The 12,001-nt window shown below is 41.7% G+C and carries 11 protein-coding genes and 1 tRNA gene; 6 read left to right on the top strand and 6 right to left on the bottom strand.

Annotated elements, in window-relative coordinates; translation table 11 throughout:
- Positions 1-5 precede the first annotated feature (5 nt).
- The 6 genes from EJN84_RS01485 (at position 6) to EJN84_RS01460 (ending at position 4,950) form a co-directional block, all read left to right on the top strand.
- Entirely contained in the window at positions 6-584 is a 579-nt protein-coding gene (locus EJN84_RS01485; RefSeq protein ID WP_129593756.1) for a methylated-DNA--[protein]-cysteine S-methyltransferase, read from the top strand.
- Between the two features lie 29 nt (positions 585-613).
- The gene (locus tag EJN84_RS01480; protein WP_129593755.1) at positions 614-1,612 is read left to right on the top strand and encodes a porin family protein; all 999 of its coding nucleotides are present in this window, start codon (positions 614-616) and stop codon (positions 1,610-1,612) included.
- Positions 1,613-1,724: 112 nt separating this feature from the next.
- Positions 1,725-3,107 carry a family 16 glycoside hydrolase gene (locus tag EJN84_RS01475; RefSeq protein ID WP_129593754.1) on the top strand — a complete coding sequence of 461 codons (1,383 nt, stop codon included), beginning with the start codon at positions 1,725-1,727 and terminating at the stop codon, positions 3,105-3,107.
- Entirely contained in the window at positions 3,107-3,517 is a 411-nt protein-coding gene (locus EJN84_RS01470) for an A1S_2505 family phage non-structural protein (RefSeq protein ID WP_101488074.1), read from the top strand. The genes EJN84_RS01475 and EJN84_RS01470 overlap by 1 nt, the downstream gene beginning before the upstream one ends.
- 360 nt (positions 3,518-3,877) lie before the next feature.
- Positions 3,878-4,309, top strand: coding sequence for a DUF2231 domain-containing protein (locus EJN84_RS01465; RefSeq protein WP_129593753.1), 432 nt, complete (start codon positions 3,878-3,880; stop codon positions 4,307-4,309).
- A 26-nt stretch (positions 4,310-4,335) separates the two neighbouring features.
- The gene (locus EJN84_RS01460; protein ID WP_238943889.1) at positions 4,336-4,950 is read left to right on the top strand and encodes a rubrerythrin family protein; all 615 of its coding nucleotides are present in this window, start codon (positions 4,336-4,338) and stop codon (positions 4,948-4,950) included.
- A gap of 618 nt (positions 4,951-5,568) precedes the next feature.
- On the opposite strand, the gene EJN84_RS12475 is transcribed toward EJN84_RS01460, so the two are convergent.
- From EJN84_RS12475 to EJN84_RS01435, 6 genes are all read right to left on the bottom strand, one after another.
- On the bottom strand, positions 5,569-6,219 hold the full coding sequence (locus EJN84_RS12475) for an RHS repeat domain-containing protein (protein WP_317125850.1): 651 nt from the start codon (positions 6,217-6,219) through the stop codon (positions 5,569-5,571).
- Positions 6,220-6,382: 163 nt separating this feature from the next.
- Positions 6,383-6,523 (bottom strand): hypothetical protein, encoded by a 141-nt coding sequence (locus EJN84_RS12470; RefSeq protein WP_317125849.1) that lies wholly within the window; start codon positions 6,521-6,523, stop codon positions 6,383-6,385.
- A 166-nt stretch (positions 6,524-6,689) separates the two neighbouring features.
- Positions 6,690-7,409 (bottom strand): porin family protein, encoded by a 720-nt coding sequence (locus EJN84_RS01450; protein ID WP_165003998.1) that lies wholly within the window; start codon positions 7,407-7,409, stop codon positions 6,690-6,692.
- A gap of 74 nt (positions 7,410-7,483) precedes the next feature.
- The gene (locus EJN84_RS01445; RefSeq protein WP_129593751.1) at positions 7,484-8,191 is read right to left on the bottom strand and encodes an outer membrane beta-barrel protein; all 708 of its coding nucleotides are present in this window, start codon (positions 8,189-8,191) and stop codon (positions 7,484-7,486) included.
- Between the two features lie 216 nt (positions 8,192-8,407).
- Positions 8,408-9,967, bottom strand: a complete 1,560-nt coding sequence (locus EJN84_RS01440) for a hypothetical protein (RefSeq protein WP_129593750.1) — start codon at positions 9,965-9,967, stop codon at positions 8,408-8,410.
- Between the two features lie 1,913 nt (positions 9,968-11,880).
- Positions 11,881-11,951 (bottom strand) — tRNA-Gln (locus tag EJN84_RS01435).
- Positions 11,952-12,001: the final 50 nt, after the last annotated feature.

Here is a 12,001-nt window from a genome sequence, read left to right as displayed (position 1 = left end):
AGACAATGATGCAACCATCAAAAACTTTTCATACCTCCACTCAATCTTTCATCATCGAGCGGATGTTGCCTGAGGAAGAATCGTCGATCGTTATCAGTTACCATGTGCATCAAACCCAATATGGTAGTGCACTTATTGCAAATACACGGAAGGGAATCTGCTTTATTGCTTTCGGCGATGGGGTAAAAACTTTGGAAGAACTAGAAATGCGTTTTCCGAAAGGAATTTTTCATCGGGAAGAAACAGAATTGCAATTTTCGGCAGTCGGCGCAATCGATCAGTATGGGGCACTTTCTGTGGCTTTGCCTCTTCACCTCAAAGGAAGCGATTTCGAAATGCGGGTCTGGCAAGCATTGTTGCAAACACAAAAAGGCATGCTGACTACCTATGGTGAAATTGCTCGAACCATTGGAGCTCCACAGGCAGTGCGTGCCGTTGCAAGTGCCATTGGCCGAAATCCGATAGCCTGTTTAATCCCCTGTCACCGCGTGTTGCGTGCCGATGGCAAGCTTGGAGGTTATCACTGGGGCATCGACATAAAGAGGAAAATGATTGATTGGGAACGTGCATCCATCTTACGTTAATTTTTAACAACATACCCAACATCAAAGAAGTGAAACGTTACCTGTTTTTTCTTATTTTCGGCATTGGTCTGACAACGAGTTTATTTTCGCAAGAAAAGGAATCGATGTATCCTTTTTTTCGATTCGATGGCGTGCTGAAAACAAAATATGAATATGCGCCTCCTGTCGGCACATCAAGGTTTTCGGTACGCAATTCACGACTTGGTGTCTCGGGCAAAATATATCCGAAGGTCGATTATCGAGCGCAAGTCGAACTGAGCAACGAAGGTAAATTTCAAGTACTCGATTTGAGTGGAACCCTCAGACCGATTGAAGGACTGTCTCTAACAATTGGACAAACGAGCATTCCTATTTTTAACTCCTACACCACCAACCCGGGTACGATGATGTTTGCCAATCGCACCTTTTTGGCAAAATATTATGCCGGCACGCGCGATATAGGTTTTGTGGCAAAATATGTAAAACGGATTGGAAACATGCCTTTCGGCATCGATTTGGGAGTATATAACGGAAACACGATCAATAATCCGCTGTGGAGCGAAAAAATGTCGATAGCCGGACGATTGACTTTGGGAGGAATGAAGGGTTGGCGCTCGACCATGAAAATATACGACTATCCCAATTCGCCTGATATTCATTATCTTCTCTATGGGGCTGATCTTCGCTATGCTTCAGACAATTGGAAAATAGAAACCGAGATTATGAAACGCGATGACAAAGTCAATGGAGAAAATTTTGTTTCTGCATATTTGCAATCCGGATATTCTTTTCCTTTGAAAGATTCTTATCTGTTTAAAAATCTGATGCCGGCAGCACGTTACGATTTTATCGACAAAACCGGTAACGATGTTTTCGATGTCAACCGCTTAACTCTTGGGCTGGGATTCGGATTAAGCTCAAAACCGTTTGATTCGCTTCTTCGAATCGACTACGAATTGTATTTCGTGAACAACCGACTCGACTTCATGCACCAAAATGAAGAAATGGATGCCGACAAACTGACCGTTGAGCTCGTTTACATTTTCTGATTGATCCGATAAATCTTTCCTTTCAGCGTTAAAATCTTCAGCGGAAGAGAAAGTTTATATCTTTTTTTATACTTTTGACTCTCTGATAACAAAAAAACAAATAACTACTTCCATGAGTAAAAACAACATTATGTATGCCGTCATGATTTTTGTGCTGATGGCAGTCGGTGCATGTTCAAATTCAAAATCGATACAGACACTTTTCGATGGCAACAGCATCGATCAATGGACTGCTCAAGGTGATGTCAAACTCAATGACAGTATTCTTTCCTTGGAGAATGACGCTTCACTGACACTTACCGACGGATCTTTCGACAATTTCGAATTAAAGCTTACCGCCCGCACTGTTGATACCGGTAAGGGATTCATAGCATTTCATACAGATGATCACGGAAATGGAGGATATCGTGTGGCTTTCGACAACGATACATCGGCTATGCAATGGTGGACCAAGACGGGCAGTTTGCTTTCGGTTCGTAATCTTGTAAAATCTCTGGTCAAAACCGGCGAATGGTTCGATATGAGCATTCGTGTAGATGGCAAGACCATCACCATCAGACTCAATGAATATCCCGTTGTGGAATATACCGAACCGGACAAACCTTTTCGCACTGCAGATCATGCTGACCAACTGCTGTCGAAGGGAACAATTTTTATAAAAAATACGGGTGGCGGCAATTTGGAGTTTAAGCGCATTGCGATCGAAAAAATAAAACCCGCTTCGCCGGCTATTGTTTCGTCAATCGACGAATCTGCCGACGATATCGTCAAACTGCATCAGGAAAATTTTCCGGTACTCGACTATCATGTTCACCTGAAAGGTGGTTGGACGGGAGAGCAAGCTGCGGAGCAATCGCGAAAGTTCGGCATAAATTATGCACTTGCACCCAATTGCGGAATCGGATTTCCGATTCAAAATGATGCACAAGTCATCCATTATCTCGACAGCATGAAAGGGCAGCCTTTCGTTTTTGCCATGCAGGGCGAAGGTCGTGAGTGGCCTACTACGTTTTCGAAAGAAGTACGCGACCGGTTCGACTATGTGTTTACCGACGCCATGACATTCATCGATACAAAGGGAAACAGAACACGCCTGTGGATTCCCGAAGAAGTATTCATCGATGATGAGCAGAAATATATGGACTTGATTGTCGATAAAATCGTAGAGGTGATGAAAGAACCCATGGATGTGTATGTAAATCCAACTTTTCTGCCGGATGTAATGAGCGATCGTTACGATGAGTTCTGGACCGAAGAACGCATGAACAGGGTAATAGATGCTATGGTGCAGAACGGAAAAGCTCTCGAAATCAACAATCGCTACAAAATTCCACACAAGACATTTATTCGGAAAGCCAAAGCTGCCGGCTTGAAATTTACTTTCGGGACAAATAACACGGACGCTAATCTCGGAAAACTCGAATATTGCATTGAAATGAAAAACGAATGCGGAATCACTGCCGACGATATGTATAAACCTCATATCAAACCATAATGAAAACCGAACCGTCGAATAGAAGAATTACGCCCGAACGGATAACGGAACTTAAACCCAACGAAATTTTCGTTTTCGGAAGTAATCTCGAAGGAGCACACGGAGGTGGTGCTGCCGCTACTGCTTACCGGCATTTTGGTGCCATTTGGGGACAGGGTGCGGGATTGCAAGGTAATTCGTACGGAATTCCTACCATGCACGGGGGTGTGGAAGCTATCAGACCCTATGTGGAAGAGTTCATCGCCTTTGCCCGATCGCATCCCGAATTGCATTTTTTGGTCACCCGTGTTGGATGTGGCATTGCCGGTTTTCGCGATGAAGAGATTGCCCCGTTGTTTGCAGAGGCCGCTAACTTGGAAAATGTATGGCTGCCGTCAAGTTTTCTTCAAGTAATTGAAGGGCAGAAATAGAAACCCTTCAAACACTGAGTTGGAGTAAAATCGTTCCTATTTTTTCGTCAGTCTCTCGGCGAACAAAGATGGTTTATCTAGTTCCGATCCCTACAAATCAGCTTGAAAAGGCTTTCATCAAACAATTGAATACTATAGCTTTTATTAGTTGGTTATTAATCCCGAAATTTATGAACTGATATATCGATGTATATCTCTGTAAATTAGTAGAATAAATGCCTTTTCCAGCGTAAAAATCTTCCATAGAATGATTCTATATTTTATAAATTTGAGAATATTTAATATTCGAGATAAACAACCTGTTTGAAAGCATGCTATCTTTACATAGATTTAAAATTGTTTATTTAAAAACACAGTCTTATGTTCACGTTATCGCACATTCACCCCATGTTGGTGCATTTTCCGATTGCTTTAACTGCCGTCGGTTTTCTTTTTGAACTGATCTATTTATTGAACAAAAAAGAAGTTTGTCTGACCAAGGCCGGCTATTACCTGCTCTTGCTGGGAACGTTGGCAGCCATCGTTACCTGGCTGTCGGGAGAATTATTTACCGCTGAAATGGAAGGCACTTCCGGACAAATCCGCGAAATGCATGCCCTTCTAGCTACGATTACGGTCATACTTTTGATCATCACTTCCGGTATCCGAATTTATATCAGAGCCAAAAAGAAAGAAGATAATCGCACCCTGAAAAATCTGGGTTTTATACTTTACGGGTTAGCCACCGTGAGCGTTTTCGTAACCGGCAATTTCGGAGGAACTCTTGTCTATAACTATATGATGCCACTTTAATGTTTAAATATTTAAAAAGTTACAAAATGAAAAAAAATGTATTCATTCTATTGGCTTTAGGAGCCATGTTTGCGTTCGTTGGTTGCAGTCAGAAACCAGTAAAAACCATTGCCAATCTGAAAGAAGGAATTAAAGGAGAAACTACGGCAAGTGCCAAGTATGCCGCATTCGCTCAGAAAGCTCGCGAAGAAGGGAACGATACCATCGCCAAATTATTTGATGCTGCTTCCAAAGCAGAGAGCATTCATGCCGCAAATCACACAAAAGTATTGGAAAAACTTGGTGAGAAAATGGAACCCTTCACTCCACAATTCGAAGTAAAAACAACGGCTGAGAACCTTCAAGCCGCCATTGATGGAGAGACCTACGAAGAAACAACCATGTATCCCGGATTTCTTAGCGATGCGGAAACGGAAAAGGCAGTCGATGCCGTAAAATCGTTTACTTGGGCAAGGGACACCGAAAAGAAACATGCCGAATTTTATAAACAAGCACTTGCAGTCTTGCAAGCAGGAAACGAAAGCACGTTGCCATTCGATTACGAAGTGTGTCCGGTTTGTGGAAATACGTATGAAGCTGGCAGTGTGGATGAGAAATGTGCTTTCTGCCAAACCTCCCGCGACCAATTTGTAAAAATTTAATTCAAATAAAAGATTGATTTTTAAACGGTTGTTCCTTCACGAACGGCCGTTTTTTAATGCAAACAGGCGAAGGAAGCATCTAACCTTCAACCGACATTTATGTTTCGCTACGCTGTAGCTCTGGTTTTGGTTGTGACGTCGTAGCTACCAATATTTCGCCGCTATGCGGCTATAAGTGCCAGCGATCAGCGTTCAGCTATCAACACCATTAAATGACAACTGAATAACAACTGAATAACGATCGAATAACTATCAAATAACCAACCTATCATTCTGCATTTTTTATTATGCATTAATTTTCACATCATTGCATCGTTAAATCCATTTATCCTCCATTCTCCAACCTCTAATCTCCGAATTTTGGTTTGTCAGTCAGTATGTCAATTGAAAATTATCCTATAATTTTGTGTCAGAGAAAAAATAAATCATCCGACGTTAGAATATGGACCTAACGATCACAATAAACACGAATATCCGCCAATGCACACGGCCGAACACATCCTGAACCGATGTACGCATGTTCGGCTGTCTATGGTACTACCCATTTTTAGGACCACTTTTGGCCATTTCTGTAATCCATAATTCCTCTGGTAAGTCCTCCCAATAGAGCGCCACCAGCTAATCCAACGCCTCCTCCAATAAATCCTGCTTGTAGCCCTTGATTAAAATTAGCGCCTTGTAATAACCATGCATTTCCGGCCCCGCCGACAAAACTACCGAGTCCACCTCTGGCTCCACCGGATACATGTCCTCCAAAAATCCTCCAAAATTAAGCGCGCTTGAAACGATACCACCGGCCCAGGCTCCTATGGATCCAGCTGCACCGCCTACCAAAGCTCCTTTAAACATATCTCCAACCAATCCCCAGCCTGTTTCGTCACTACTAATCATAGCTTGCTCCATGCCCATCCATGCTCCTATAATGGCAGCAACAAGGATAAATGATTCTCCATCATCATCCACATACACCAGCGGGTTATTCAAACAGTAACTGTACCGGTTGAAATTCTGCGAGAAATCCGGCATCTGCACATAGGGATCGGGCGAGAGGAAACGCCCCAAGGCGGGATCGTAGAGTCGGGCGTTCGCATGGATTAGCCCGAACCACGGCAGATATTCGTGCCCTGTGTAACCTCTGCCCATGAATAAGGCAGGCTCGCTTCCGGGATCATAGGCTACCTGCGTAGCAGGATTTCGCAACCGTCCCCATGCATCGTAACTTAACTCCTGTTTCGCGGCTATGCCGCAGAATTCCTCCTCGCTCGGCATAGCACAAGCAAGCTTGGCTCTACCCTCACTCGTTCGTCATTTCAAAGAACCATCGGCATTGGCCACATGGGTGATACTGCCCAGATAATCCCGACAAATATAATAAATATTCACTACGTAGATTATTCCTTCGTTCGGCAAAACGAGTAAACTCGTTCTGCTCTCACTTAACGGAATAATTCCAATTCCCAGCTTCCTTTACATACACTGCCGGAGCAGAATAAACATCACCACCCAAATACAGCCGTTCCACACCGCTCTGGGCATCCAGTTCGTACTGCCCGCCAAGGTAATACCGCGTCAATAAAGCGGTATTTGCCTGCATGACGTCCATCTTTACCCTGTCGCCGGTCGCATTGGCCAAACGGGGGAAAAGTTACCCCTCCGCTGCAGGATGTTGGCCAAATTTCGAAGTTGGAACCCGCTTCAAAGGTAAAGACAAATCAAAAAATACCTTTAGAGAAATTATCTCAAAAATAATATCCTACCGATAAGGTTGCCGTCCACATTTTGGTAGTAGGTTTCACCGAACCGCCACCGACCATATATCCAAAAGCAGCCATGTTATTCAACACCTGACGAAATCCGATTCCGGCCGTCAATCCCTGCGAAAACTCCATGCCTGCCTCCAAAGCTATTCCCCCATTAAAGCGTTGTTGCAGATACACGTTACTTTCCTCCTGGTCAAGAATCCGTATGTTGGGGTCATACAAACTCCATTTCACCTTCATTGATTCTCCACCTTGCGATAATTTTATATGCTGGTCTGCAGCTGGTGCGTAGGTTGCAAAACCTCCTGCCATGCCGTATATTTTCAATCCGTCAGGCAGCGTGAACTTAACCTTCGCATACAGCGGCAACTGGATCGTATTCATGCTTACATACCCTTCCACCGACGTTCCTTCCGGAAGTTCCAATCCCTGTAGGTATTTTTCGGGATTTATGTTCGCCCCGCTGTATATGTACATGAGTTCGCTATGTAGTCCAAAATATCTGCTAAACATGTATTCAGCCATCATACCGGCATGAAAACCCGCCCGAGGTTCATAGATTTCTAATTCCACACTGCTCATATTCATGCTCATATTCGACAGGTTGGCACCTGCTTTCAGTCCTGCACGAAATTGAGCAAATGTGGGAGTGGCAATTAGCAATAGAAAGAAGATAAAAGAGAAAATTGTTTTTTTCATTGCGAATGGTTTTATTTGGATGATTTGATAGCCCATCAGACTCAGCAAACAAGAGCCTGACTGACATTACTTAATTACCAGGATCGGAAACTCAAAAATGCCGTAATCATAAGGTTGGAAACGTTTATCTTTTCATCGGATGAAATGTTTTGTCCCTCGAAATTAATCGAATTGATGGTTCCCATCGTATAGGAAAACTTCAGACCTAATCCCATCCGGTTGTTCATCTTATATTCACCCGAAACACCTGCATTGATGCCGACAGTCGTTTTATTGCCGTTGACTTCTACGCCTTCGATGGTAATATCATCCAGGAAGACTAACGGGCCGATGCCGATGGAGGTTACCAATAAAAACTTATCGCTTTCGGAGCGAGCTGCAAATGCGGGACCGACATATAAGCATCGCTGGGTTTCTTCGTAACTGTTGATGGTTTGATTCAGTCCGGGAAGTGTAAATCCACTCCCAGAAGTAGAAGCAGTGCATAAATTGGCATTTAGTCCGACTCCCCACGATTCCCTGAAGAAATATTGGGCATCGACATCGATCACGAACCCGTTGCGTAATTTCTTATTCATATCGTCAATTTCCGGGTCGGAAGTCTCTTCAATCTTTCCCAGCCGATAGGCGTAGCCGCCACCAACAGCTACGCGGAAGTCTTTATAGCTCGAAAAAGGTTGATCTTCAGTTCCGTAAGACGATGCCTGTTGGGCGGTTACAGGCGAAATGACCGATGCACAAAAAGCCACGGCAGCCACAGCGATAAAGTAGAATTGTTTCATAAAAAGTTGTTATTTAATATGTTATAATGTTAGTAATAGAGAACTCATATTGATTTGCTTTTGTATTTTAGTAAATTGATATTAATTTTGGAACAAAATAAACCGAAGTTTTGTTTTTATACAAGTTTCGCGACTGAGTTTTACCTCCAAACCATATTCAATACATTCATTTTTAATATATTGCCAATATGAATTTTAACCTTTTCATTCCACCGTTTAGCCGTTAAAAAGGTTAAGCAAAGTGTTTAAATCCGAAGAATCTTGTGCTTTCAAAGATATTTTCTTTTTCAATTGACTTTTTCTTGCTTTAAAACTGTCATTTGTGGTGTTTAGTAAAGCTGCGATCTGTGCATTTTCCATTTTTTCCGCCATCATAAAGAGGATCAAGCATTCGTGATGGTTGAGGAAAGTTGGAATCGTATTCAACTTCAGTAATTCGGCTAACTTTTCCGGCGAAAACAAATGTGTGGTTAGGAGATTGATATTTTTCCGGTTTTCGGTTAATTGCAGGTCGAGTTTGTCGGCTATTTGCGGATTCTTGCCTCTTATGTTGATGGCCAACGAAGTCGTTTTGTGCACCTGATCGGCAAAATGTTTGACGAATGTCGAATAAATAAGCAACATCTGTTGTTGCGACTGGCTTTGCTTCATAGCATACAAAGCTTTAGTCTCTGCAATTTGGTGTTGCAGCATCGTCTGTTGCATTTCTGCTTCAAGTTGTTTTTGCTTTAATTTTCCGAGAGATTTTTGTTTGGATATGTAAAAATAAAGCAGGACGATAAAAAGGCTCAGCATCACCAGCGCAGATATTAGGTAACGATTGTGCTCCTTCATCTTCAAAGCTTTATTTTCTGCCTCGGCCAGAGAGTATTTTTTTTCTAACGCTACTACCTGCATTTCGGTTTTACGTTCAATGTTTTTTTCGAGCAGGCCCATACCGGTTTTCCGATAGTCATTGGCCGTTTTGTAATCATGAAGTTTTTCGGCAGCATCTGCAATATTTTCATAGAGCAGATAATTGAAAATATTGGAGGTATCCTGTATGTTATCAATAGCCAGTTTTGCATAATAAAAAGCGCTATCGGGCCGGTTGATGTCACCATATCTTTCCGAAATCGAGTAATATAATCTGAAAAATTCTTTTTCGTGATTCAAATACGGGATGAGGTCTTTTTGTTTTTTCTTGAAATCGAGTGCTTTTTGATAGTCTTGCTGCGTATCGTAATAAATGCTTTGTGCATTATACAAAGTATAGCGGTCATCGGACGAAAGGTTTGTAAAAGTTTGCAACGTGTCCAGATAGGATTTGGCCTCCGAATAGTGATCCTGAATCATTTCGCACCAATATAATTCGACATAGGCATCAAATTCGTAATTTTTGTTCCCGGACAATTTTGCAAAAGAAAGCGCTTTATTCAAATACTTTTTTGCCATCGGGCTTTGTTGGTTGTCTATTAATACCTCTCCAAGATAGTAATGAATGAAATATCCGAGTATTGGATCTTCTTCTCCCCGATGCGAGTAAATCTTTTTCGCTTCTTGAAAGGGAAGCATCGCCGTGGAATCCTTAACGCCCATCCTGTATCGGACAATGCCTTGATAAATCAGCGATCGGATATGATTGTAACTGTTGGGCTCATGACGTCGATAGTAGTCCTCGACTGAAGTTATGAGCGAGTCGGACGTGAACGCGACAAACGACTTGTCGTCCGCAATCACCTTCATTAAATCGAAATAGGCACGATCGGCACCCGATAAAACTTCCCGATCGATCATTTTCAAGCTGTCCCGAATTCTTTCCGGGTTTATGGTCAATTGTGTATCCCATTTTTGCAAATGATCGCAGACTGTTTGGTTATCCGGTCTTTCACAGGATAAAAATATCAGAAACAGGAGAATCAATCTTTTTGTTTTTCCCGATGCCATTACTGTAATGCCATTACTGTAAACAATTTTTTGCAAAAATACTCAAGAAACTTAATGCCGCCAAAAGATAAAATCATTGTTTGTTTGACCGGATATCTAAATTCCATCATAGGTAAACAAAGCAGAAAAAACAATTCATGATATTGATAATACCATATGAGTGATTTATCGATTCAATGATTTATTGATTAGTCGATGGGGACGAATAAGTAAATAGTGCATGCAAGTTATTCTAAAACGTCGAAACGTGGTGGGTTTTTGTTATCATCCATCATTAACCCACGAATCAATTCGAGGGTTATGGAGGTATGCAGCACACAAGAATTACACAATCGTCGGAGAAAACCCCATCGTCCGTACTCGCGGAAAACTACATCAGCCGAAAAAGTTGTGGTTTCTACACTTCGTGATGATGCAAATCCGTAGAAAATCGTTAAATAATGAGGCTGATTTAACACTCCTGTTACTCAAATTCCATCATCTTCACTCAAAGATGACACGTTCGGCGAGGAATGATCCCCCGTTTTCACTTCGAAATGACACGATTGACCTGTCGTGACCTGTCATCTTGGTGTGAAGAAAGCATGTCCGTCACAAAAAGTCATGGTTTCTACGTTGCAGATTACATGTTTTAGCCAAAAAATACCTATAGCATGTTAATAGAAAAGGCAATTTGGCTCGAAAATGTACCTTTCAGAAGTATAGACGGGGCAATCGGCGGACAAAATTGCTCCGTCTACTTTGTAGAAAGTATGTTCGTCGGACAAAGTTGTACTTTCTGCACTTCAAAATTGGGCAATTTGGCGCCGAATCCCTATAGAATGTTAACAAGATTGGACGTTTTCATTCACATTTGCGAAATCTACAAAGTAGATATAACATTCTTTAAGTCGAACGTGGTTTCTACAAAGTAGAAAACAGGTCCGTCGGAGTCAAACGCGTTTTCTACATTTCTGACGGGGCAATTTTGTTCCCGAATCGATGAATTTTTACTTCAGAAACATACAAATAATCTGCTGATATACATATATTAATGTCATACTGAAAGCTTATGAAAGAAATTTGCCCTATTTTATTAACAAAACATCACAATTGAGAATGTGAAAGGATGTAAACATGGCTGGAGGATGGAGGATGGGGGTTGGAGATTGGAATTAGTCGATGATTTATCGATTTACTGATTTGATGATTTACGGATGAATTTCGAGCAGTATAGGGGTTATGATATTTCCTCATTTCTCACTTTCTGCAGCGCAGCGTAATTTTCATGCAGATGATTCCGAATAAAATCAGCGTAAATCAGTGAGAAAAGAATCAGCGTTGATCTGCGAGAAAGAAAAAAATTCATCTCACGCAGATATTCGCAGATTAAAAAAACGCAGACGGGACGGATAATTCCCATTTCTTACTTCTCACTTCTTCATTTCTTCTGAAAATCATCCATTCTTCGAATGACACTTCCGTCGTATCTGCTCCGTACATGATTCGAATGAACTTAAGGTCCAAAATAGCGTAATTTTCCAACCCCCATGTAATTTAAAATTCCCATTTCTTCGTTTCTAACTTTTTCACTCCTTTTATTTTGTAGTTCAAGTTTCCGAACTTCTGCTTGAAACAACCGCAGTTTCCGGACTGCTTTTTGTTTTGCATCCAAGTTACGTTAACGCAATATAATGCTTAAACACATATGTTTGCGGGTGAGCCAAAGTAGTTTTTACAAAAAAATAACTGCCTAAATAATAGACAGTTATTTGTGAGAATTGTTGTCCTGCTCGGATTCGAACCAAGACAAACAGGACCAGAATCTGTTGTGCTACCATTACACCACAGGACAATTTGTGAGTGCAAAAGTATAAAATAAATTGCGATTCCGCAATAGTTCCG

The sequence above is a fragment of the Seramator thermalis genome, from assembly GCF_004138125.1.
In the GTDB taxonomy this organism is placed as follows: domain Bacteria; phylum Bacteroidota; class Bacteroidia; order Bacteroidales; family Dysgonomonadaceae; genus Seramator; species Seramator thermalis.
This window is presented reverse-complemented; position numbering and strand designations above follow the sequence as displayed.

What these genes read in the sequence shown, in the direction of transcription:
- EJN84_RS01485 (WP_129593756.1), top strand. Translation starts at nt 6, where the DNA reads ATGATGCAACCATCAAAAACTTTTCATACCTCCACTCAATCTTTCATC.
- EJN84_RS01475 (WP_129593754.1), top strand. Translation starts at nt 1,725, where the DNA reads ATGAGTAAAAACAACATTATGTATGCCGTCATGATTTTTGTGCTGATG.
- EJN84_RS01470 (WP_101488074.1), top strand. Translation starts at nt 3,107, where the DNA reads ATGAAAACCGAACCGTCGAATAGAAGAATTACGCCCGAACGGATAACG.
- EJN84_RS01465 (WP_129593753.1), top strand. Translation starts at nt 3,878, where the DNA reads ATGTTCACGTTATCGCACATTCACCCCATGTTGGTGCATTTTCCGATT.
- EJN84_RS01460 (WP_238943889.1), top strand. Translation starts at nt 4,336, where the DNA reads ATGAAAAAAAATGTATTCATTCTATTGGCTTTAGGAGCCATGTTTGCG.
- EJN84_RS12475 (WP_317125850.1), bottom strand. Translation starts at nt 6,219, where the DNA reads ATGCCGAGCGAGGAGGAATTCTGCGGCATAGCCGCGAAACAGGAGTTA.
- EJN84_RS01450 (WP_165003998.1), bottom strand. Translation starts at nt 7,409, where the DNA reads ATGAAAAAAACAATTTTCTCTTTTATCTTCTTTCTATTGCTAATTGCC.
- EJN84_RS01445 (WP_129593751.1), bottom strand. Translation starts at nt 8,191, where the DNA reads ATGAAACAATTCTACTTTATCGCTGTGGCTGCCGTGGCTTTTTGTGCA.
- EJN84_RS01440 (WP_129593750.1), bottom strand. Translation starts at nt 9,967, where the DNA reads ATGATCGATCGGGAAGTTTTATCGGGTGCCGATCGTGCCTATTTCGAT.